22 protein-coding genes are annotated in these 21,893 nt (G+C 74.5%); 8 read left to right on the plus strand and 14 right to left on the minus strand.

Annotation, left to right across the window (positions count from 1 at the left end):
* Nucleotide 1 precedes the first annotated feature (1 nt).
* The 11 genes from ACQP0T_RS21410 to rimP form a co-directional block, all read right to left on the minus strand.
* Nucleotides 2-481: a helix-turn-helix domain-containing protein gene (locus tag ACQP0T_RS21410; RefSeq protein ID WP_433869682.1), complete on the minus strand. Its 480-nt coding sequence runs from the start codon at nt 479-481 to the stop codon at nt 2-4.
* Nucleotides 482-630: 149 nt separating this feature from the next.
* Nucleotides 631-1,617, minus strand: coding sequence for a bifunctional riboflavin kinase/FAD synthetase (locus tag ACQP0T_RS21415; RefSeq protein ID WP_433869683.1), 987 nt, complete (start codon nt 1,615-1,617; stop codon nt 631-633).
* Between the two features lie 59 nt (nt 1,618-1,676).
* Nucleotides 1,677-2,579: a tRNA pseudouridine(55) synthase TruB gene (gene truB / locus ACQP0T_RS21420; RefSeq protein ID WP_433869684.1), complete on the minus strand. Its 903-nt coding sequence runs from the start codon at nt 2,577-2,579 to the stop codon at nt 1,677-1,679.
* 383 nt (nt 2,580-2,962) lie between these two features.
* Nucleotides 2,963-4,282 carry an MATE family efflux transporter gene (locus ACQP0T_RS21425; RefSeq protein WP_433869685.1) on the minus strand — a complete coding sequence of 440 codons (1,320 nt, stop codon included), beginning with the start codon at nt 4,280-4,282 and terminating at the stop codon, nt 2,963-2,965.
* Nucleotides 4,283-4,367: 85 nt separating this feature from the next.
* On the minus strand, nt 4,368-5,384 hold the full coding sequence (locus ACQP0T_RS21430) for a DHH family phosphoesterase (protein ID WP_433869686.1): 1,017 nt from the start codon (nt 5,382-5,384) through the stop codon (nt 4,368-4,370).
* A 71-nt stretch (nt 5,385-5,455) separates the two neighbouring features.
* Entirely contained in the window at nt 5,456-5,953 is a 498-nt protein-coding gene (gene rbfA / locus ACQP0T_RS21435; protein ID WP_433869687.1) for a 30S ribosome-binding factor RbfA, read from the minus strand.
* An 18-nt stretch (nt 5,954-5,971) separates the two neighbouring features.
* Nucleotides 5,972-6,265 carry a DUF503 domain-containing protein gene (locus ACQP0T_RS21440; RefSeq protein ID WP_433869688.1) on the minus strand — a complete coding sequence of 98 codons (294 nt, stop codon included), beginning with the start codon at nt 6,263-6,265 and terminating at the stop codon, nt 5,972-5,974.
* Between the two features lie 63 nt (nt 6,266-6,328).
* Nucleotides 6,329-9,313 carry a translation initiation factor IF-2 gene (gene infB / locus ACQP0T_RS21445; protein ID WP_433869689.1) on the minus strand — a complete coding sequence of 995 codons (2,985 nt, stop codon included), beginning with the start codon at nt 9,311-9,313 and terminating at the stop codon, nt 6,329-6,331.
* 92 nt (nt 9,314-9,405) lie between these two features.
* Nucleotides 9,406-9,945 (minus strand): YlxR family protein, encoded by a 540-nt coding sequence (locus ACQP0T_RS21450; protein WP_369775747.1) that lies wholly within the window; start codon nt 9,943-9,945, stop codon nt 9,406-9,408.
* Nucleotides 9,827-10,909 carry a transcription termination factor NusA gene (nusA, locus tag ACQP0T_RS21455; RefSeq protein WP_345355350.1) on the minus strand — a complete coding sequence of 361 codons (1,083 nt, stop codon included), beginning with the start codon at nt 10,907-10,909 and terminating at the stop codon, nt 9,827-9,829. Before nusA ends, ACQP0T_RS21450 begins: the two co-directional genes overlap by 119 nt.
* Entirely contained in the window at nt 10,906-11,463 is a 558-nt protein-coding gene (gene rimP / locus ACQP0T_RS21460) for a ribosome maturation factor RimP (protein ID WP_345355353.1), read from the minus strand. The genes nusA and rimP overlap by 4 nt, the downstream gene beginning before the upstream one ends.
* Before the next feature lie 235 nt (nt 11,464-11,698).
* On the opposite strand from rimP, the gene ACQP0T_RS21465 reads away from it, so the two are divergent.
* Both ACQP0T_RS21465 and ACQP0T_RS21470 read left to right on the plus strand, forming a co-directional pair.
* Nucleotides 11,699-12,190, plus strand: coding sequence for a hypothetical protein (locus tag ACQP0T_RS21465; RefSeq protein ID WP_433869690.1), 492 nt, complete (start codon nt 11,699-11,701; stop codon nt 12,188-12,190).
* Nucleotides 12,187-12,633, plus strand: a complete 447-nt coding sequence (locus ACQP0T_RS21470; RefSeq protein ID WP_433869691.1) for a ferritin-like domain-containing protein — start codon at nt 12,187-12,189, stop codon at nt 12,631-12,633. Before ACQP0T_RS21465 ends, ACQP0T_RS21470 begins: the two co-directional genes overlap by 4 nt.
* Before the next feature lie 279 nt (nt 12,634-12,912).
* Here ACQP0T_RS21470 and ACQP0T_RS21475 read toward each other — a convergent pair whose 3' ends face one another.
* Nucleotides 12,913-13,539 carry a hypothetical protein gene (locus ACQP0T_RS21475; protein ID WP_433869692.1) on the minus strand — a complete coding sequence of 209 codons (627 nt, stop codon included), beginning with the start codon at nt 13,537-13,539 and terminating at the stop codon, nt 12,913-12,915.
* A 140-nt stretch (nt 13,540-13,679) separates the two neighbouring features.
* On the opposite strand from ACQP0T_RS21475, the gene ACQP0T_RS21480 reads away from it, so the two are divergent.
* Nucleotides 13,680-14,153, plus strand: a complete 474-nt coding sequence (locus ACQP0T_RS21480) for a hypothetical protein (protein WP_433869693.1) — start codon at nt 13,680-13,682, stop codon at nt 14,151-14,153.
* Nucleotides 14,154-14,208: 55 nt separating this feature from the next.
* On the opposite strand, the gene ACQP0T_RS21485 is transcribed toward ACQP0T_RS21480, so the two are convergent.
* Entirely contained in the window at nt 14,209-15,231 is a 1,023-nt protein-coding gene (locus tag ACQP0T_RS21485; protein ID WP_433869694.1) for an aminotransferase class V-fold PLP-dependent enzyme, read from the minus strand.
* Nucleotides 15,232-15,289: 58 nt separating this feature from the next.
* On the opposite strand from ACQP0T_RS21485, the gene ACQP0T_RS21490 reads away from it, so the two are divergent.
* Entirely contained in the window at nt 15,290-15,700 is a 411-nt protein-coding gene (locus tag ACQP0T_RS21490; protein ID WP_433869695.1) for a secondary thiamine-phosphate synthase enzyme YjbQ, read from the plus strand.
* A 22-nt stretch (nt 15,701-15,722) separates the two neighbouring features.
* Complete coding sequence (locus ACQP0T_RS21495; protein WP_433869696.1) at nt 15,723-16,433, plus strand: HAD family hydrolase; 711 nt, start codon at nt 15,723-15,725, stop codon at nt 16,431-16,433.
* A 173-nt stretch (nt 16,434-16,606) separates the two neighbouring features.
* Here ACQP0T_RS21495 and ACQP0T_RS21500 read toward each other — a convergent pair whose 3' ends face one another.
* The gene (locus ACQP0T_RS21500) at nt 16,607-18,352 is read right to left on the minus strand and encodes a proline--tRNA ligase (protein WP_433869697.1); all 1,746 of its coding nucleotides are present in this window, start codon (nt 18,350-18,352) and stop codon (nt 16,607-16,609) included.
* Between the two features lie 151 nt (nt 18,353-18,503).
* On the opposite strand from ACQP0T_RS21500, the gene ACQP0T_RS21505 reads away from it, so the two are divergent.
* From ACQP0T_RS21505 to ACQP0T_RS21515, 3 genes are all read left to right on the plus strand, one after another.
* Nucleotides 18,504-19,796: a cytochrome P450 gene (locus ACQP0T_RS21505; RefSeq protein WP_433869698.1), complete on the plus strand. Its 1,293-nt coding sequence runs from the start codon at nt 18,504-18,506 to the stop codon at nt 19,794-19,796.
* A gap of 145 nt (nt 19,797-19,941) precedes the next feature.
* Nucleotides 19,942-20,676, plus strand: a complete 735-nt coding sequence (yaaA, locus tag ACQP0T_RS21510) for a peroxide stress protein YaaA (protein ID WP_433869699.1) — start codon at nt 19,942-19,944, stop codon at nt 20,674-20,676.
* Between the two features lie 246 nt (nt 20,677-20,922).
* Nucleotides 20,923-21,870, plus strand: coding sequence for a serine protein kinase RIO (locus ACQP0T_RS21515; protein WP_433869700.1), 948 nt, complete (start codon nt 20,923-20,925; stop codon nt 21,868-21,870).
* Nucleotides 21,871-21,893 lie beyond the last annotated feature (23 nt).

The following is a 21,893-nucleotide window of genomic DNA, read 5'->3' on the forward strand; positions in this document are numbered from 1 at the left end:
CTCAGTCCGCTCCGGCGGCGCGGCGCAGCAGCCCGGCCAGCGCCGGGAAGTCGCCGTCCAGCAGCGCGGCGGCGGCCTCCAGCTCGGTGGGCCGGGCGACCTCGCGCAGCACCGGCCACGCCGCGGCCTCGCCGGGCGCCTCGCTGACCGGCAGGTTGTCCCGCCCGACCGAGGGCCGCGAGCTGCGGACGTCCTCCAGCGCCTGCTTGATCGCCTCGGCGTCCCCGGCCACCACCCCGGCCACCAGGACCTTGCGCTCCAGCATCACCAACCGGGCCAGCACCGACGGGTTGCCGATCTTGGCGCGGCGTCCGCTCATCACCTGGCTGAGCATCGGCGCGCTGATGCCGAGGACCTCGGCGAGCTGCGCCTGGGAGATCCGGAAAGCCACGACCAGCCGGCGCACCCGATCGCCCAGCGGCTCGCCGTACCACTGCCGCTGCAGCGCCAGGTTCCGCTGGACGTTGCTGCTCTCCGTCACCTTCGCTCCCCCGCTGCCGCCACCCCGGTTGGACGTGGATTCGCGTTCGAATACTGCCAGGTCACCGGGAACGGGCGGGCGGGAATCGGAAAGACGGCGCGAGTGGGACGCCCCGCCCCGGCGGGCGGAGCGCTCGGGCGTCACCGGGCTCATCCCTCGTCCGCCAGCACGCGCCGGGTCCGCTCGACGTCGTCGTGCATCTGCGCGATGAGCTGCTCGACGCCGTCGAAGCGCACCATCGGCCGCAGCCGCCGCACGAAGTCCAGGTCCACGTGCTCGCCGTAGAAGTCGGCGGCGACGTCGAGCACGTAGGCCTCCACGGTGCGCTCGGTGCCGGAGAACGTCGGGTTGCTGCCCACCGAGACCGCCGCCGGGCAGGTCTCGCCCCGCTCGGCCGAACCGCGCCTGCGGTGGGTGAACCACGCCGCGTAGACCCCGTCGGCCGGGATCGCGGCGTGCGGCGGGGTGGACAGGTTCGCCGTCGGGAACCCCAGCTCGGCCCCGCCGCGCCCGGCACCGCGCACCACGATGCCCTCCAGCCGGTGGTGGCGGCCCAGGGCCGCGGCCGCCGCGGTCACGTCCCCGGCGTCGATGCAGGAGCGGATGTAGGTCGACGAGAACGTCACCGACGCCCCCTCCGGATCGTCGGCGCGCCGCACCGGCCCGGAGACCAGCGCGTCGGTCTCGACCTCGAAGCCGAAGCGCTCGCCGAGCCGGGCGAGCAGCCCGATGTCACCGGCGGCCTTGTGGCCGAAGGTGAAGTTCTCCCCCACCACGATCTCCGCCGCGTGCAGCCGCTCCACCAGCATCGCGTGCACGAACTCCTCGGCTGGCACCTGGGAGACCTCGCGGGTGAACGGCAGCACGAAGAACACGTCGACGCCGAGCTGCTCGGCGAGCTCGGCGCGCCGCCGCAAGGTGGTGAGCTGCGCCGGGTGGCTGCCCGGCCGCACCACTTCGGACGGATGCGGGTCGAAGGTCATCAGCACGCACGGCAGGCCCCGCTCGCGGGCCCGCTCAACGGCGTGCGCGATCAACCTCTGGTGGCCCCGGTGCACACCATCGAAGACCCCGATGGTGAGCACGCACCGGCCCCAGCCGCCGGGAATCTGGTCCAATCCGCGCCAACGCTGCACGACCCGCTACCCTACTGCGCCGCCCCGGGGCGACGCCGCGCCACCGGGGGCGACGGTGATCACGCGGGCGCGATCACCAGCACCGGCTTGGCCTGCCCGCCCGCGTCGCGGACCAGTGCGATCGCGGTGCCGTCCGGGGCGAACATGCCGTAGGTGCCGTCGACCCCCGCGCCGACCACCGGGCGGCCGTGGGACAGCGCGCGGGCCGTGCGCAGGTCCACCTCGCGCCTCGGGAACGCCGTGGCGACCGCGGCGTCCAGGTCCATCGACAGCTCCGGTTCCTCGGCCAGCCGCTCCAGCGTGCGGGCGGTGGCCAGCCCGAACGGGCCGACCCGGGTGCGGCGCAGCTGTGCCAGGTGGCCGCCGACGCCGAGCCCGGCGCCGAGGTCGCGGGCCAGCGCCCGCACGTAGGTGCCCGAGGAGCACTCCACCAGCACGTCCAGCTCGGTGCCGCGCTCCTCCCGGCGCAGCGCCAGCACGTCGAAGCGGGAGACCGTCACCGGGCGGGCGGCCAGCTCCACGGACTCCCCGGCGCGGGCCAGCTCGTAGGCGCGCTTGCCGTCGACCTTGATCGCGCTGACCGCGCTGGGCACCTGCTGGATCTCCCCGGTCAGCTCGGCGATCCCGGCGCGCACCGCGTCCTCCGGCACGGCCGAGGCGTCCGCCTCGGACAGCACCTCACCCTCGGCGTCGTCGGTGCTGGTCGCCTCGCCGAGCCGGATGGTGGCCAGGTACGCCTTGGTGTCCAGGGCGAGGTGGCCGAGCAGCTTGGTGGCCCGCTCCACCCCGAGCACGAGCACCCCGGTGGCCATCGGGTCCAGGGTCCCGGCGTGGCCGACCTTGCGGGTGCCGATGATGCGGCGCACCTTGGCGACCACGTCGTGCGAGGTCATCCCGGACGGCTTGTCGACGACGAGCAGACCCGGCGGGACGGGCGGACGGTTCTTGGAACGCTCGGACACGAGCGCCCATCCTCCCCGAGCCCTACCAACCCCACGCACAGGCCCCGGGGGTTGGCTGGTGTGGGGGTCGGGTTGCGTGGCGGTGCGAGTGGCGGACTCACCCCTTCGTGAACTGAGTGAGCGGCGCCCTTGCCCAAGCAACTGGGGCAAGGGCGCCCCTCACCCCGAAAAACCCACGCACCCGACCAACCAACGCCAGGCAAGCGGCGAAGCCGCTTCCGCCTCGCCCCACCCTCGCAGCTCGCACCGCCGCGGGTTCTCAGCGGCCTTCTCGCGAGGACAGCCGCGACGCCGTGTACGGGTGGTACATGAGGAGCGGCTCCCGGAGCGAGAAGGCCGCTGAGGTTCCGCCACGGGCACCGCTCCGGAAAAGGACCAACCACTCAGGACATGGCGGCCGTTGCTGTTGTTGGTCCTGTTACGGCCCAGCGGCCGGAGCGGGCGCGCAGCAGCAGGGTGAGGAGCCGCAGCACCATGAAGGCGCTGAGGCCCGTCCAGATGCCGGGCAGGCCCCAGTCGAACGCCAGGGACAGCCAGATCATCGGCAGGTAGCCGATCGCGGCGCTGAGCATGGTGGCGGTGCGCAGGTAGGCCGCGTCCCCGGCGCCGAGGAACACCCCGTCGAGGGCGAAGACCACCCCGGCGATCGGTTGCAGGGCGACGAAGAACCACCACGCCCCCGGCATCTCGGCCAGCACGCCCGGATCGGTGGTGAACAGCGCGGGCAGCGGCGCCGCCAGCGCCGCGAACAGCACCCCGAGCACCGCGCCGAACCCGAGCCCGTACCAGGTCACCTGCCGGGCGATGGACTTGGCGCGGGGCGCCGATCCGGCGCCCAGGGCCGCACCGACCAGCGACTGCGCCGCGATGGCCAGCGAGTCCAGCACCAGCGACAGGAACGTCCACAACTGCCACACCACTTGGTGCGCGGCGGCGGTCTCGGCGCCGGTGCGGGCCGCGACCGAGGTCGCCGACAGGAAGCAGACCTGGAAGGCCAGCGTGCGCAGCACCAGGTCGCGGCCCATGCCGAGCTGGGCGCGCATCGTCGGCAGGTGCGGTCGCAGCGGCACCCGTTCGACGACGAGGGCGCGCACGAACAGCGAGGCGGCGATGGTCTGACCGACCAGGTTGGCCATCGCGGAGCCCTCCAGCCCGAGCTCCAGCGGGTAGACGAAGATCGGGCACAGCACCGCCGACACGCCGTTGCCCGCCAGCACGTAGCGCAGCGGGCGGGCGGTGTCCTGCACGCCGCGCATCCAGCCGTTGCCCGCCATCGTGATCAGCACCAGCGGGGCGCCGAGCAGGGCGATGCGCAACCAGCTCGCCGCCGCGTCGGCCACCGGCCCGGGACCGGCGAGCAGCTCGGCCACCGGTTCGGCGACGAGCTGGGCCAGCAGGAACAGCAGCAGGCCGACGCCCACGCCCAGCCAGGTCGCCTGCACTCCCTCGGCGACCGCGTCGGCCCGGCGGCCGGCGCCGTGCAGCCGGGCGGTGCGGGCGGTGGTGCCGTAGGACAGGAAGGTCAGCTGGGTCGAGACCAGGGTGAACAGCGTCCCGCCGAGCGCCAGCCCGGCCAGCGGCACCGCTCCGAGGTGGCCGACGACCGCGGTGTCGACCAGCACGTACAGCGGTTCGGCGGCCAGCACGCCCAGCGCGGGCACCGCCAGTCCCAGCACGCGCCGCGGGGAAACCCGATCGGACACGGACCCTCCCTGGGTTCTCGCCCGGCTCGCCTCGCGCGCCGGTGGTGGAAGTGGACGAGGATTCCGGCCTGCGCCCGGGCGCCGGTCAGCGCAGCAGCGGGGCCCGGCGCAGCGCTGCGCGCAACATCGCCAGGACGTCCTCGGCGCTGCCCGCCGCGGTGAAGCCGGAGGCGAGCCGGTGACCGCCGCCCCCGCAGTCGGCCGCGGCCAGGCCGACGTCCAGCGCGCCGTCGGAGCGCAGCGACACCGACCAGCGCCCGTCGGCGGTCTCCTTGAGCACCGCCGCCACATCGGCCTCCTCCGAGGTGCGCACCAGGTCGATCACGCTGTCGACCTCCTCGCTGCCCACCTCGCGGGCGTCGGTCAGCCGCACGGTCGCGTGCACCAGCCCCAGCCCGCGCGCCGCCGCGGGCTCCAGCTGCGCGCGGCCGAGCACCGAGGACAGCATCGACAGCCAGCCGAACGGGTGGGTGTCCAGCAGCGGGCGGGTGGTGGCCTCCGGGTCGACCCCCGCTTCGAGCAGCCGGGCCGCCGCCGCGTGCGTGCGCGCGCCGGCGTGCCGGAAGTTGCGGGTGTCGGTGACCAGCCCGGCGTAGAGGCAGCGGGCCATCGGCAGGTCCAGCGGGGCGCCGAGCTCGTCGAGCAGCCGCAGCACCAGCAGCACCGTCGCCTCCGCCGTCTCGTCGACGAGGTGGCGGGTGCCGTAGCGGGTGTTGGAGACGTGGTGGTCGATGACCACGACCTCGCCCCCGGCGGCCACCGTCGCGGCGACCCGATCGGCGAGGCCGCCGAGGCGCTGGAGGCTGCCGGAGTCGCACACCACCAGCAGCGGGACCGCGGCGGGCACCTCGGCGGCGGGCACCAGCAGGCCTTCCGGGTCCAGGTCGCGCAGCGACCGCGGCGGCACGTCCGGGAAGCCGAAGGACACCCGCGCCGCGCAGCCGCCCCGGCGCAGCGCCATGCCCAGCGCCAGCGCGCTGCCCAGCGCGTCGGCGTCCGGGTTGATGTGCGCGAACAGCGTCACGTCCGAAGCCGCCGACAGCAGCCGGGCGACCTCCTTCAGCTCCGGCTCCAGCAGGTCCGGAGCGGGTTGCGCGGACACGGGCTCACCTCCACGTCGGCGGCGCGGGGGCGCACCGCCGACGTCCAGCGCACCGCGTGCCGGGCCGCGGCTCAACCGTTCTGTGGGCCACGACGCACGTCGGCGTCGGCACCCGCCTCCGCGTCGGCACCGTCGGTGTCGTCCTCGTCATCCTCGGTGTCCCGGTACGGGTCCGGGTCACCGGCGTGCCGGGCGCCGGAGGCGATCCGGGCGACCTCGGCGTCGGCCTCCTTGGCCTTGGCCAGCAGCTCGTCCAGGTGCCGCGCCTGGTCCGGCACCGTGTCGGCGACGAAGGTCAGCGTCGGGGTGAACCGCACCCCGGTGTGCTGCCCGACCCGCGAGCGCAGCACCCCGGTGGCGCTGGCCAGCGCGGCGGCCGTCGCGGCCTGCTCGGCGGTGTCGCCGAAGACGGTGTAGTAGACCGTGGCGTCCCGCAGGTCCGGCGTCACCCGGGCATCGGTGATCGTGACCATCGCCAGCCGGGGGTCCTTGACCTCGTGCTCCAGCCCGGACGCGACGATCTGGGCGATGCGCTTGGCGAGTCTGCGGGCGCGCGCCGTATCAGCCACGGCGCACCTCCTTCTGGATCAGTCTTCCGGCCCGAGCATCCTCGTCCGGACCGAGAGCAATTCGAGTTCGGGGCGTTCGGCGACCAGCCGCTCGCACGCGTCCAGCAGCTCGCGCACGTGCCCGGCCTCGCCCGACACCGCCGCCACGCCGAGCCGCGCCCGGCGGTACACGTCCTGGTCGCCCGTCTCGGCGACCGCGACGTCGTAACGGCGCCGCAGCTCGGCCAGCACCGGCCGCACCGCGCTCCGCTTCTGCTTCAGCGACCGGACGTCGCCGAGCAGCACGTCCAGTTCCAGCGCACCGACGTACATGGGCGTTCCTCACCGCGAAACCCGGCCCGGGCCCACCGGCGGTGGACCCGGGCCGGGGATCGGTCAGCTCCGCGGCTTCTCCCGCATCTCGTAGGTCTCGATGAAGTCGCCCACCTTGAGGTCGTTGTAGGACCCCAGGGTCAGACCGCACTCGAAACCGTCGCGGACCTCGGTCGCGTCCTCCTTGAACCGCTTGAGCGAGTTCACCGTGAGGTTCTCGGCGACCACCACGTTGTCGCGCAGCAGGCGCGCCTTGGCGTTGCGCCGCATGATCCCCTCGGTGACCATGCAACCCGCGATCGTGCCGATCCGGGAGGACTTGAAGATCTCGCGGATCTCCGCCCGGCCGAGCTCGACTTCCTCGTACTCAGGCTTGAGCAGACCCTTGAGCGCCTGCTCGATGTCCTCGATCGCCCGGTAGATCACCGAGTAGTACCGGATCTCCACGCCCTCGCGGTTGGCGGCCTCGGTGGCCTTGCCGTCCGCCCGGACGTTGAAGCCCAGCACGATGGTGTTCTCCGCCGTCGCCAGGTTGATGTCGCTCTCGGTCACGCCACCGACACCGCGGTGGATGACCCGCAGCTCCACTTCCTCGCCGACGTCCAGCTTCATCAGGGACTCCTCCAGCGCCTCGACGGTACCGGAGTTGTCGCCCTTGATGATCAGGTTGAGCTGGTTGGTGTCCTTGAGGACCTTGTCCAGGTCCTCCAGGCTGACCCGCTTGCGCTTGGCCGCGTTCTGGGCCTCGCGGATGCGGGCACCGCGCCGGTCGGCGATCTGCCGCGCGACCCGGTCCTCGTCGACGACCAGGAACGTGTCGCCCGCGCCCGGCACCGAGGTGAAGCCGATGACCTGCACCGGCCGCGACGGCAGCGCCTCGGTGACGTCCTCGTCGTGCTCGTTGATCATCCGGCGGACGCGCCCGAAGGCGTTGCCCGCGACGATCGAGTCGCCGACCCGCAGCGTGCCGCGCTGCACCAGCACGGTCGCCACCGGACCCCGACCCCGGTCCAGGTGCGCCTCGATGGCCACGCCCTGCGCGGACATCGCCGGGTTGGCCCGCAGGTCCAGGGCGGCGTCCGCGGTGAGCAGCACCGCCTCCAGCAGGGACTCGATGTTCTGGCCCTGCTTCGCCGAGATCTCGACGAACATGGTCTCGCCGCCGTACTCCTCGGCGATGAGGTTGTACTCGGTGAGCTGCTGGCGGATCTTGTCCGGGTTGGCGCCCTCGACGTCGATCTTGTTGATCGCGACCACGATCGGCACCCCGGCGGCCTGGGCGTGGTTGATCGCCTCGACCGTCTGCGGCATCACGCCGTCGTCGGCCGCGACCACCAGCACCGCGATGTCGGTCGACTTCGCACCGCGGGCACGCATGGCGGTGAACGCCTCGTGACCCGGGGTGTCGATGAAGGTGATCGGCCGGTCGTTGCCCTCCAGCGTGGTGAGCACCTGGTAGGCACCGATGTGCTGGGTGATGCCGCCGGCTTCGCCGCCCTGGACGTTGGTCTTGCGGATGGTGTCCAGCAGGCGGGTCTTGCCGTGGTCGACGTGACCCATCACGGTCACCACCGGCGGACGCGCGGCCAGCTGCTCGTCGGAGCTGTCCGGGTCGCCGAAGGTGACGTCGAAGGACTGCAGGAGCTCGCGGTCCTCGTCCTCCGGGCTGACCATCTCGACCTTGTAGTTCATCTCCTGGCCGAGCAGCTCGAGGATGTCGTCGGAGACGGACTGGGTCGCGGTGACCATCTCGCCGAGGTGGAACATCGCCTGCACCAGCGAGGCCGGGTTGGCGTTGATCTTCTCCGCGAAGTCGGTCAGCGAAGCACCGCGGCGCAGGCGCAGGACCTCGCCGTTGCCGCGCGGGAGGCGGACGCCGCCGACCGACGGCGCCTGCATGTTCTCCATGTACTCCTGGCGCTTCTGCCGCTTCGACTTGCGACCGCGCCGCGCGGGCCCACCGGGCCGCCCGAAGGCGCCCGCGGTACCGCCGCGACCACCGGGACCGCCCGGACGGCCACCGCCGCCGGGACGACCGCGGAAGCCGCCGCCCGCGGGCGGACCGCCCGCCGGGGCACCGCCGCCGCCACCGCGGAAGCCACCGCCACCGCCGGGACGACCGCCGCCGCCACCACCCGGGCGACCGCCGCCGCCACCGGGACGACCGCCACCGCGGCCACCGCCGCCGGGTCCGCCACCGCTGCGCGGCGGGCGGGGCGGCATCATGCCCGGGTTCGGGCGGGGCGGCATCATGCCCGGATTCGGACGCGGAGCGCCGCCGTCACCGCGCGGAGCGGACGGGGTCGTGCCCGCGCCCTGCTGCTGCTGGCCGCCCTGGCGCTCCGGGCGCTGACCGCGACCGGGGCCCTGGCCACCGCCGCCACCGCGCTGGCCGCCCTGGCCACCGCCGGGACGCGGGCCGCGCTGCTGCGGCGAACCGCTGCCGACGCCGAACGGGTTGTTGCCGACGCGCGGGGACCGCGGGCCGGGCTTCGGGGCCTGCGGCTTCGGCGGGACGACACCGGAGTCGGCGCCACCGCCGGCCGCGCCGCCACCCTGCTTCGGGCCGGGCTTGGGACCGGGCTTCGGGCCGGGCTTGGGCGCCGGCTTCGCCTCGGAGCGGGACTCCGCGCTCGCGGCCGGGGCCTGCTGCTGCGGCCGCTGCTGCTGCTCGGGCTGCTGCTGCTCCGGCTGCTTGAAGTCGGGACCCGGCTTGGGGCCGGGCTTCGGACCGGGCTTGGGGCCCGGCTTCGGACGCTCGCCGGACGGCGCCTCGGGGCGCGGACCGGGCTTGGGGCCCGGCTTCGGCGCCGGGGCACCGCTGCGCGGCTGGCGGGACTCGGGCGCCTGCTTGGCGCCGCCGCCGTCGCCGCCCTTCTTGCCGCCGGACTTCGCGTAGGCGTCGCGCAGCCTGCGCGCCACCGGCGCTTCCACGGTGGACGACGCGGACTTGACGTACTCGCCCTGCTCGGCGAGCTTGTTCAGTACTTCCTTGCTGGTGACACCGAGCTCCTTCGCGAGCTCGTGCACGCGGGCCTTGCCTGCCACTGCTCTCCTCATCTGGGTGAGGCCGGGCGGCAGTCCCGCTCGACCTCGTCCTATCGCCGATGCGCGTTCATGGCTTCAGCTTCACGGCTGATTCATGACGGGTCGACCTGCTTTCCTTCAGTTGCCTGGCGCGGGACGGATCCCGCGTCGGTCTCGGGGTGAGCCACCGGCTCGGGTGGGCGCAGGTGCTCCTGCACCGCCGAGAGGTCGAGGGGCCCCGGCACGCGGAGTGCCCGGGGGAACGCTCGACGCCGCTCGGCCTGACGCAGACATTCCGGCGCGGGGTGCAACCAGGCCCCCCGGCCGGGGTGTCGGCGTCGTGGGTCGGGAACGGCGGCGAAACCCGCGCGCCCCTCCTCGGCCACGACCCGGAGTAGCTCGTCGGCCGTCGTCCGGGTGCGACAGCCCACACACGTGCGGACCGGCCCACGACGCACGTCGTGCGGACCGGAAGTACAGGTGTGGATCGTTGCTCCCTCGCGTCGGACCAACTGTGATTCTAACCAGATGGTCTCACTCAGCCGAACCCACGGTCGGCAGCTCGCCGATGGCGGGGTCCAACCCCCCGGCCGCGCCCTGGGGCGGAGCCGAGTTGGGACCGGCCGAGGTGGTGCTGGATTCGGGATCGGCATCGCTGCGGATGTCGATCCGCCAGCCGGTCAGCCGCGCGGCCAACCGCGCGTTCTGACCTTCCTTGCCGATCGCCAGGGAGAGCTGGAAGTCGGGCACGACCACGCGCGCCGTCTTCGTCCGCTCGTCGACCACCTGCACCGATACTACCTTCGCCGGCGAAAGCGCGTTGCCGACGAACGTCGCCGGGTCCTCGGAGAAGTCGATGATGTCGATCTTCTCGCCGCCCAGCTCGCTCATGACGTTGCGCACCCGGGCGCCCATCGGCCCGATGCAGGCGCCCTTGGCGTTGACCCCGCTCACGGTGGAGCGGACCGCGATCTTCGACCTGTGACCGGCCTCACGCGCGACGGCGGGGATCTCGACCGTGCCGTCGGCGATCTCGGGGACCTCCAGCGCGAACAGCCGCCGCACCAGGTTCGGGTGCGTCCGGGACAGGGTGATCTGCGGGCCGCGCGCGCTGCGCGAGACGCCGACCACGTACGACTTGACCCGGGTGCCGTGCTCGTAGCGCTCGCCGGGCACCTGCTCGGCGGCCGGGATCACGCCCTCGCTGTCCCCGACCTGGACGATCACCATGCCCCGGGAGTTGGCGCGCGCGTCGCGCTGCACCACACCGCCCAGGATCTCGCCCTCCTTGGTGGAGAACTCGCCGAAGGTGCGCTCGTGCTCGGCGTCGCGCAGCCGCTGCAGGATGACCTGCCGGGCGGTGGTGGCGGCGATCCGGCCGAAGCCCTCCGGGGTGTCGTCCCACTCCTCGGCGATGCCGCCCTCGCCGTCCGGGGTGTGCGCGATGACCCGCACCACACCGGTCTTGCGGTCCACCTCGACGCGGGCGTGCGGCTGGTGCCCCTCGGTGTGCCGGTACGCGGTGAGCAGCGCCGTTTCGATCGCTTCCAGCACCGTCTCGAATGGGATGTCCTTATCGCGTTCGATCGCCCGCAGCGCCGCGATGTCGACGTTCACCTCGACTCCTCCGTGTCTTCCCGGTCCGCCCCCCGCTCGGGGGCGCCGCCCGCAGCCTGTTCGAGCTTCGCCAGCTCCTGCGCCGGTGGCTGCTGGAACTCCACCTCGACCACCGCGCGCTCGACATCACGGTAGGCCACCCGCCGGATCTCCCCGTCGGCCAGCACGGTGACCCCGTCCTCGTCCGCGGCACCGACCCGCGCCCGCAGCTCACCGCCCGCGACCAGCGCGATCCGGGCCAGCCGGTTGCGGGCCCGGTGCCAGTGGCGCGGCCGGGTCAGCGGCCGGTCCACCCCGGGCGAGGTGACCTCCAGCGTGTAGGAGCCGGCCAGCACGTGCTCGTGGGCGTCCAGCACCTCCGAGACGGTCCGGGACACCACGGCGATCTCGTCCAGGCCGACTCCCTCGTCGGCGTCGACGACCACCTTGACCAGGCGTCGGCGCCCGGCCTGCTGCACGTCGAAGTCCTCCAGGTCGAAACCCGCGTCGGCCACCGCATCGGCGACGACGGGTTCCAGTTGCGCGGTGACGGCACCACCCGGCGGGCTGGGCACGTTGGGGTCTCCTCGGAATCGGTTGCGGAGGGGGTCGGGGCTCCGGCGGCGCGCGGCGGACCGCCGCGACACCGCACTGCCGGTGCTGGGCGCACCGGCCGCGGTCGTCCAGCGTATCGCGTCCGCACTCGGTGCAACGCAGCGTGGCTACCCAACGATCGGCGGATCGCACACCCGGTCGCGAGGCCGGGGCCGGGCCGATCAGCCGCGCTGATCACTGGCAGGATGGGTCGCCGTGGAATCCCCCTCGCGAGCCCCGTCGGCCCTGGACCGGCGCGGGGCGCTCCGGCTGCTGGCCGCCGTGCCGCTGGTGGCCGTCGGCGCGGCGGCCTGCGGCTCCGGTTCCGACGCCCCCGACCCGCTGATCGCGGTGGCCCGGGCGGCCAAGGCGGACGCCGCGCTCGCCGCGGCCGTCGCCCGGGCGCACCCGGACCTGGCGGCCGCCGCCGCGGAGGTCGAGACCGCCCGCGGCGCGCACGCCGAGGCGCTGCGACGCGAGGTGGACCGGCTCGACCCGCCGGACCCCGACGCCCCGCCGTCGGTCCCCGAGCCCGGCCCGGTGCGACCGCCGGCGGACACGAGCGCGGCCGCCGAGGCGCTGCGCACCGCGGTCGACGGCGCGCGGACCCGGGCGGCGGAGCTGGTGCCGGGCGCCGAGCCCTACCGCGCGGGCCTGCTGGCGTCGGTGTCGGCGAGCTGCGCGAGCCTGCTGGAGGTGCTGGGATGACGGAGCTGTCCGACGAGGCGTCCCGGGCGCTGCGCGACGCGCTGGCCGCCGAGCACGCCGCGGTGTGGGTGTACGGGCTGGCCAGCGCCTTCACCACCGAATCCCGGGTGCGCGACGCGTTGCAGGAGGCCCTCGACGCGCACGAGCGGCAGCGGGCGGCGGCGACCCGGCTCGTCCGCGCGGCCGGGCAGACCCCGCCCGCACCCCGGCCCGCCTACGACGTGGGCGTCCGGCCGACCGACCAGACCACGGCGATCGAGGCGGTGCTGATCGCCGAGCGGGACTGCCAGGTCGGCTGGCGGGCCGTGATCGAGCGCACCGAGGACGGCGAGCTGCGCCGGACCGGCCTCGACGGCCTGAGCACCTCCGCCGCGCGGGCGACCCGTTGGCGGCTGACCATCGGGCAGCAGCCAGCAGCACAAGCCTTCCCAGGCCAGCCGTAGGGTTGTCGGGGGTGTCCGTGGTCCGGTTGCGTGGCGGTGCCGGTGGCGGAACCTCAGCGGCCCCCTCGCTGCGGGAGCCGCTCCTGATGTACCAGGCACGTACACGGCGTCGCGGCTGTCCTCGCGAGAAGGCCGCTGAGAACCCGCGGCGGTGCCGGTGGCGAGGGTGGGGCAAGGCGGAAGCGGCTTTCGCCGCTTGCCTGGCGGTGGTTGCTGGTCGTGGCGCCCGGAGCGACCGGTGCTTGGCCGTTCGGCGCGAGGTCGGTCCGGCGTGGGTGGTCAGTTCGGTTGCCCGTCCTGGGGCCAGCCGAGCTTGAGCATCTCCCGGGTGACGTCGACGAGCTTCTCGTCGCCCTTCTTCGTGGGCTTGTCGAAGTACGCCGAGTCCCCGATGACCACGAGCTCGCCCTGCTGCTCGGACCAGTAGCCGCGGTCGTTCAGCGAGGGCATGTCCTCGGTCCCGGCGCGCTCGTCGTCGACCAGGTCGCGGACGTTGCCGGTGCCGTCGCGGGTGATCACCTCGTTGAGCTTGCGGGCCTGGGCGATGTCCGGCATCCGCACGGTAATCACCGAGGTCAGCACCGGTTCGCCGGAGGGCAGGTAGGAGCGGTAGAGCGCCCGGGTGAGGTGGTTGCACTCGTTGTCCCGGAAGAACTCGGCGATCTGGTCGGTGGAGACCAGCTCGCAGCCCTGGAACCCGTCCTCGCTGAGGATCTTCTCGTGCCGGTACTCCGGCTGCGGGGGCGGCGCGGCCTGCTGCTCCTCGTCCGAGGGTCCGGCGGGCTGGAACGCCAGCCAGATCAGCCCGGAGATCACCGAGATCGCCACCAGCCCGGCACCGCGCAGCGCCCAGCCCAACGGCGTGATGCCGGTGCGCTGCGCGCCCCCGCCGACCGGCGCCTGCATGCTGGTCCGCGGGTAGGCGCCGGCCTGGTGCTCCGGCGGCGGTCCGCCGTACCCAGGCGGTGGCGTCCCCTGCGGCGGGGTGCCGGGGCGGGGACCGCCCGGCTGCGGGCCGAACTGCTGGGTGCCGGGGGCGGGCCGGGATGGTGCTGGCCCGGGTGGTGCTGCCCGGGGTGGTGCTGCCCCGGGTGGCCGAACTGCTGCGGCGGCGGCATCGGGGGCTGGCCGGCAGGAGGGGTGCCCGGGCGCTGCCCCGGCGGCTGCCCGTGCTGGGCGGCCGGTCCCGCGGGCCGCTGCGGGAACGACCCGGGGTGCGCGCCGCCGACCTGCGCGGTCGGCGGCACCGCGGTCGGCGGCACCGGGTGCGGCGGCGCGCCCGGGTGCGTCCCCGGTCCGGTCGGCCGTTCACCTCCGGGCTGGACCTGGGTCGCCGCCGCGTCGCGGGTCGTCGCGTCGCGGTCGGGCGGCGCGAAGGCCGGGCGGGTCGCCGGCTCGTCCGACTGCCCCACCCGGGAGTTGTCGCGGGCGAGGGGCGCGGTGTCGCGCTGCGTGTTCGAGGGCGATCCCGTCATCTCATCGGGCGCACCATGTGGATCCGGCACGGGTTCCCACGGTAGCGGCTGCGGATCACAGATCGAACACCGCGCATGTTTTGGACATCCGCCGGGCTGCTCAGCCGCCCAGCGCCCGCACCGCCAGGTCGACGTCCTCCTCGGTGTTGTACAGGTGGAACGACAGCCGCACCGCGCCCGCCCGCGCCGAGCAGCGCACGCCGGCCCGGGCGAGCCGCTCGGCGGCGTCGGGCCGGTCCACCGCGACGATCGCCGAACCGGCGGGTGCCATGCCCAGCGCGCCGCGGAACCGGTCGGCCAGCCCGGTGCAGTGCGCCGCGACCTCGGCCAGGTCGAGGCCGGTCAGCCAGTCCAGTGCCGCACCCGCGCCGACCTGGGCGAACCACACCGGGGACAGGTCGAGCCCGGCGGGACCGCCGGCCAGGCGCAGCGGCAGCCCGTACATCGCGCTCGGGTCGTGCGCGGCGAACCAGTTCGCCGCGTCCGGGCGGGGTGGCGGGGCGTCCGGGTGCACCGACAGCCACGCCGCCCCGCGCGGGGCGAGCAGCCACTTGTAGCCGACGCCGACCACGTAGTCGGCCCAGTCCAGCTCCAACGGCGCCCAGCCCGCCACCTGGCTCACGTCGAGCAGCACCCGGGTGCCGCCGGCCCGCGCGGCGCGCAGCGCGTCGAGGTCGACCCGCCACCCGTCGGCGGACTGCACCGCGCTGATCGCCACCAGGTCGTGGCCGGGGGCGCGGTCGGCGAACTCGGCGGCGCCCACCTCCTCCACCCGCACGCCCCGGTCGGCCTGCGCGGCGAACGGGAAGCTGACGCTGGTGAACTCGCCGCGCAGCACCAGCACCCGGGATCCGGCGGGCAGCCCGGCCGCGACCGCCCCGACGAGCTGGGATGCGGTGGAGCCGATCGCGACGCGCGCCGCGTCGACCCCGATCAGCCGGGCGAAGCCGCGCCGCCCGGCCTCGACGGCCTCGTCGAAGTCGCCCGGGCCGATCCCGCCCCGGCCCCACCGCGCCACCGCGTCGCCGACCGCCGCGGCGGTCGCGGTGGCCGGAACGCCGATCGCCGCCGTGTTCAGGTACCCGGGCGGGACGTCGAAGGTGGTGCCGAAGGCTTCTCGCATCCGCTGATCATCGCACCGGAGCGCGCCGGGGGGCACCGGATTTCCTACCGTGAGGACCATGCACAGCGAGGAACTGGAGATCCGCACCGGCTCGTCCGAGGTCGTCCGCGACCTGACCCGCGACTGCGCGCGGTTCCTGGAGTCGGCGGGCGCCGAGGACGGCCTGCTCAACGTCTGGGTGCCGCACGCCACGGCGGGCCTGGCGATCATCGAGACCGGCGCGGGCAGCGACGACGACCTGCTGGCCGCACTGCGCGACCTGCTGCCCGCCGACGACCGGTGGCGGCACCGGCACGGCTCACCGGGGCACGGCCGCGACCACGTCATGCCCGCGCTGGTCCCGCCCTACGCCACCGTGCCGGTGCTCGGCGGCCGGATGGCGCTGGGCACCTGGCAGTCGGTGTGCCTGGTCGACACCAACGGCGACAACGCGGCGCGGACGGTGCGGCTGAGCTTCCTGGCGGGGTGATCGGCGGTGGCAGGATGAGCCGATGACATCGCGACTGGTGCTCTGGGACATCGACCTCACCCTGATCGACGCGCCCGGGTTCGGTCCGCGCTGGTACCGCGAGGCGCTGGCCGAGGTGACCGGCGACGAGCTGGCCGAGATGCCGGAGACCGCCGGGCGCACCGAGGCGGCCATCGCCGCCGACGTGCTGCGGCGGCACGGCCGGGACGCCGACGAGGCGGCCGTGGCGGCGCTGTACGCCGCGCTGGCGACGGCGGTGGCGGGCAGCCGCGCGGAACTGGCCGAGCGCGGGCGGGCGCTGCCCGGCGCGGCGCGGGCGATGACCGCGCTGGCCGCCGTGCCCGGCGTGGCGCAGACCCTGGTCACCGGCAACCTGGCCGAGGTCGCCTTCCACAAGCTCGACACCTTCGGCCTGCACCACCACGTCGACTTCGACATCGCCGGGTTCGGCGACACCTCACCGCACCGGCACGACCTGATCGCCGAGGCGGTCGCCAAGGCCGCCGCCAAGCACGGCGCGCCCTGGCCGCCCGAGGACGTGGTGGTCATCGGCGACACCCCGCACGACGTCGCGGGCGCGCTGCGCTTCGGCGCGATCGCGATCGGCGTCGCCACCGGCCGCAGCAGCGCCGAGGAGCTGACCACCGCAGGAGCGCACGCGGTGCTGCCCGACCTCGCCGACACCGAATCGGTCGTCGCCGCGATCCTCCACCACCCCACCCCGACCAGGTGATCGAATCGGGTGAGGGAACGAGGTGAGGGCACCCTTGTCCCAGTGGGGACCGCTTTCAGAATGATCTGCGTGGCGGTGCGGGTGGCGGGACCTCAGCGGCCTTCTCGCTGCGCCGATAGCCTCCTGATGTACCAACGACGTGCACCCCTCACTCACTTCACGAACGGGTGAGGTCAGCTGCGCACGGCGTCGACCAGGTGGCGGACGGCGTCGTCGACGGGGACCTCGGTGCGCTCGCCGCTGCGCCGGTCCCGGACCTCCACGACGCCGCCGGCCAGGCCCTTGCCGACGACCAGCACGGTCGGCACGCCGATCAGCTCGGCGTCGGCGAACTTCACGCCCGGCGAGGAGGTGCGGTCGTCGAGCACGACCTCCACGCCCGCCGCGTCGAGTTCGGCGGCCAGCGCCTCGCCGCGCTCCCGGACCGCCTGGTCCTTGCCCGCGAGCACCACGTGCACGTCGGCGGGCGCGATCTCGCGGGGCCACACCAGGCCCTGCTCGTCGTGGGACTGCTCGGCGATCGCGGCGACCAGCCGGGACACCCCGATGCCGTAGGAACCCATGGTGATCCGCTTCGGCTTGCCGTCCTGGCCGAGGGCGTCGAGCCCGAACGCGTCGGCGTACTTGCGGCCGAGCTGGAAGATGTGGCCGATCTCGATGCCCCGGGCGGCGACCAGGGTGCCGGTGCCGTCGGGGGCGGCGTCGCCCTCCAGGACCTCGGCGGCCTCGATGGTGCCGTCGGGGGTGAAGTCCCGGCCGCAGACCAGGTCGACGACGTGGTGGTCGTGCTGGTCGGCGCCGGTGACCCACGCCGTGCCGGTCACCACCCGGGGATCGACCAGGTAGCGGACGCCGTTGGCCTGCAGCGCCTTCGGGCCGATGTAGCCCTTGACCAGGAAGTCGTTGGCGGCGAAGTCGGTCTCGTCGAGCAGCGCCACCTCGGCGGGCTCGACCGCGGCCTCCAGCCGCTTGAGGTCCACCTCGCGGTTGCCGGGCACCCCGACGCCGAGCAGCTCCCACTCCTGCGCGCCCGGCTGCCGCAGCTTGACCAGCACGTTCTTCAGCGTGTCGGCGGCGGTGAAGGTGCGGTCGGTGTGCGCGTTGAGGTGGTCGACCAGCGTCTCGATGGTCGGCGTGTCCGGGGTGTGGTGGACCTGCGCGGCGGGCTTGTCCTCGACCGGCTCGGCGGGCGGCGCGGCGGTCACCACCGCCTCGACGTTGGCGGCGTACCCGGAGGCGGTGCTGCGCACGAAGGTGTCCTCACCGGTCTCGCTCTCGGCGAGGAACTCCTCGGAGGCCGAACCGCCCATCGCGCCGGAGGTCGCCGCCACGATGACGTAGCGCAGGCCCATCCGGTCGAAGACGCGGATGTAGGCGTCGCGGTGCAGCCGGTAGGACTCGGCCAGGCCGTCGTCGTCGAGGTCGAAGGAGTAGGAGTCCTTCATGACGAACTCGCGGCCGCGCAGGATGCCCGCGCGCGGGCGCTCCTCGTCCCGGTACTTGGTCTGGATCTGGTAGAGGATGACCGGGTAGTCCTTGTAGGAGCTGTACTCGCCCTTGACGGTCAGCGAGAACAGCTCCTCGTGGGTCGGCCCGAGCAGGTAGTCGCCGCCCTTGCGGTCCTTGAGCCGGAACAGGGTCGGGCCGTACTCGGTCCAGCGGCCGGTCGCCTCGTAGGGCTCGCGGGGCAGCAGCGCCGGGAAGTGGATCTCCTGGGCACCGATGCGGGCCATCTCCTCGCGCACCACGCGCTCGACGTTGCGCAGCACCCGCAGGCCCAGCGGCAGCCAGGAGTAGATGCCCGGGGCGACCCGTCGGACGTAACCGGCGCGCACCAGCAGCTTGTGGCTCGGCACCTCGGCGTCGGCCGGGTCCTCGCGCAAAGTCCGCAGGAACAACGTCGACATCCTCGTGATCACGGTTTCCGGCTCCTCGTCTCGCCCCGTCTGGACCCGACGAGCGTAGCGGCCGGACCCCCGTTCCCGACCAGCGGATTGCCGTGCCGCGGGCCCTTGCCGCCGGGCGGCGCGTCCGGTTACCTGGGAAGCGGGCCGATCACTGGGGGTGGCGATGTCCGACGTCCGCACCGCACCGGGGCTCCGGGGCGAACTCGCGCTGGCCGGGCGGCTGGTGGCGCAGAGCGCGGTGGTGGGGGCCTTCGCGCGGCTGGGCGATCCGGGCGCGCGGCTGATGCGGTCCCCGTGGCGCGCCGACCCGTACCCGCTGTACGAGCAGCTCCGGGCGCAGGGGCCGGTGGTGCGCAGCCGCCTCGGCACGCTGCTGGCCACCACCCACCAGGTCTGCGACGAGATGCTGCGGGACCGCCGCTTCGGGGTGCGCACCAGCGACGGCTCCTACGGCGATCCGACCGCGGCGGCGGTGGACCTGCAGCTGTCCCTGCTCGAACTCGACCCGCCCGACCACACCCGGCTGCGGCGGCTCGCCGCGCCCGCGTTCCGGCCCCGCCGGCTGGCCGTCCACCGCGAGCGCATCGAGGGCATCGCGCACGAGCTGCTCGACGCCGCGCTCGCCCGCGGCGGCTTCGACCTGATCCGGGACTTCGCCTCGCCGCTGCCGATCCGGGTCATCTGCTCGCTGCTGGGGCTGCGCGGCCTCGACGCGGACCGGTTGGCCGCGCACGGCACCGTGCTGGCCCGCGCGCTCGACGGGGTCCGCTCGCCGGTCCACCTGCGGCAGATGCGCGCCTCGTTCGCCGAGCTCGACTCGCTGTTCACCGGGCTCATCCCGCGGCGCCGGGAGGACCCCGGTGACGACCTGCTCAGCGACCTGGTCACCGCCCTCGACGACGAGCAGCTCACCGCGGTCGAGCTGGTCCGGCTCGCCGACCTGCTGCTGGTGGCGGGCTTCGAGACCACGGTGAACCTGATCGGCAACGGCGCCCTGGCGCTGCTGCACCACCCCGACCAGTGGGCGGCGCTGGTCGACGATCCCGGCCTCGCGCCCGCGGTCGTCGAGGAGACGTTGCGCTGGGACCCGCCGGTGCAGATGACCATGCGCATCGCGCACCAGGACCTGGAACTCGGCGGGCGGCCGGTGCGCGCCGACACGCCGGTGCTGGCGCTGCTGGGTTCGGCGGGGCGCGATCCCGCGGTGCACGACCGGCCGGAGCGCTTCGACCTCGCCCGCGACACCCGGGGCGAGCACCTGGCGTTCTCCAGCGGCATCCACTACTGCCTCGGGGCCCCACTGGCCCGGATGGAGGCCGAGTGCGCCTTCCGCGCCCTGGCCGAACGGGTGCCGGAGCTGCGGCGGGCCGGTGCGCTGCGGCGGCGCCCGACCTCGATCATCCACGGCCTCGCCGCCCTGCCGGTCCGCGCCGGACGCGCCGCGCAACCCGCCTGAGCCGGGCGCCGCCGCGGTCCTCTCGCGAGGACGGGCGCGGTTCGCGGTGCGCGGAGGCCGCTGGGCGAAAGCGGCTCTGAGCTGGGCGCCGCCCAGCGGCGCGGCACCGCACGGCGGGACCGGGCACCGCCATTAGGGTGGAATCGTGCTGGTGCTGCTTCCTCCTTCCGAAACCAAGTCGACGGGCGGCGCGGGGGCGCCGCTGGACCTGGGTTCGCTGTCCCACCCGGAGCTGAACCCGACCCGGCGCACCGTGGTCGACGCGCTCACCGCGCTCGCCGCCGACGTGCCCGCCAGCCTGTCGGTGCTGGGGTTGTCCGAGCGGCAGGCCGAGGAGGTCGAGCGCAACGCGGCGCTGCGGACCGCGCCCACCGCCCCGGCGCTGGAGCGCTACACCGGCGTGCTCTACGACGCGCTGGACGTCGGCTCGCTCACCCCGGCCGAGCGCAAGCAGGCCGACGACCGGCTCGCGGTGGCCTCGGCCCTGTTCGGCCTGGTGCGGGGCGTCGACCGCATCCCCGCCTACCGGCTGTCCGGCGGCGGCTCGCTGCCCGGCCTGGGCACCTTGCGCTCGGTCTGGCGGCCGGTGCTGGAACCGGTGCTGGCGGTCGACGAGCTGGTGGTGGACCTGCGTTCGGGCGCCTACGCGGCGCTGGCGAAGGTGCCCGGCGCCGTCGCGGTGCGGGTGCTGTCCGAGGACGCCGCGGGCCACCGCAAGGTCGTCAGCCACCACAACAAGGCGCACAAGGGCGCGCTGGCCCGCGCGCTGGCCCAGGCCCCGGACGAACCGTCCGGCGTGGACGACGTGCTCGCGGTGGCCGAGGCCGCCGGGATGCGGGTGGAGCGCGAGGGCGAGCGCGCGCTGTGCGTGGTCGTCTGAGGCCGCGCACAGCGGGGCGGTGCGGGCGCCGGAAAATGCGTTGCGCGTCCGGTTCGGGCCCGCGCACACTGTCCTGGCGCCCGATCCGGGGCTGCGCGCGAGCGGAGAGGAGGTGTGCCGTGGAGGTCGTTGTTCGCAGCGGTGCGTTCCACCGCGCCACGTCCGGTCCAGGCCCGAACTCCTCCCGCTCGCTGCCCTGACGCCCTCGGGTGCGCCGGCGGGAGGCCATCCCGAGGAGCACCCCAAGTGCCTTCGCTCGACGACTACGAGCACTACTACGACGACCACTTCCCCGACGAGCGACGGAAGCGCCCGCGACGCCGCGCCTTCGACGACGAACCGGTGCGCCGCGGCAGGCTCACCGAGGAGGAGAAGGACCGCCTCGCCGCGCTGCGGGAGGAACCCGAACCGCTCGGCCTGCCCGAGGACGCCGACCGCTGGTCCACCTGGGACACCGGCGAGCGCGGCCCCGAACCGCACCCGGACTGGGTGGTCACCGCCCTCGCCGCGGTGGACCACGAGCTCGGCGTGCTCAAGACCGGCAAGGAGGCCGACGTCCACCTGCTGCGGCGGTCGCTGCCCGGCGGGGAGTCCTGCCTGCTGGCCGCCAAGCGCTACCGCGACGGCGACCACCGCCTGTTCCACCGCGACGCCGGGTACCTGGAGGGGCGGCGGATGCGCCGGTCCCGGGAGATGCGGGCGATCGAGCACCGCACCGCGTTCGGCCGCGGCATGATCGCCCAGCAGTGGGCGGTCGCGGAGTTCCGGATGCTCGGCGCGCTGTGGCGGGCGGGCGCGCCGGTGCCCTACCCGGTGCAGCGGGTCGGCGGCGAGGTGCTCCAGGAGTTCATCGGCGAGGCCGACGGCACCGCGGCGCCCCGGCTGGCCGCGCTGCGCCCGGACCGCGCCGAACTGGCGCAGCTGTGGGAGCAGCTGGTCGACGCGCTGGCCGTCCTGGCCGGGCAGGGCTACGCCCACGGCGACCTGTCCGCCTACAACGTGCTGGTGCACCGCGACCGGCTGGTGCTGATCGACCTGCCGCAGGCGGTGGACCTCGCCGCCAATCCGCAGGGCCTCGACTACCTGGCGCGGGACGCGGACAACATCACCGCGTGGTTCCACCGCGCCGGGTTCGCCGGGGCCGACGCGACCGAACTGGCGGCGCTGCTCGCCGAGGAGGCGAACCTGGGCTGAACCGCGCGGGTGGGTCCGGCCGT

Origin of the sequence: Saccharopolyspora sp. CA-218241, assembly GCF_050954615.1 — a bacterium.
GTDB classification, from domain to species: Bacteria; Actinomycetota; Actinomycetes; order Mycobacteriales; family Pseudonocardiaceae; genus Saccharopolyspora; species Saccharopolyspora cebuensis.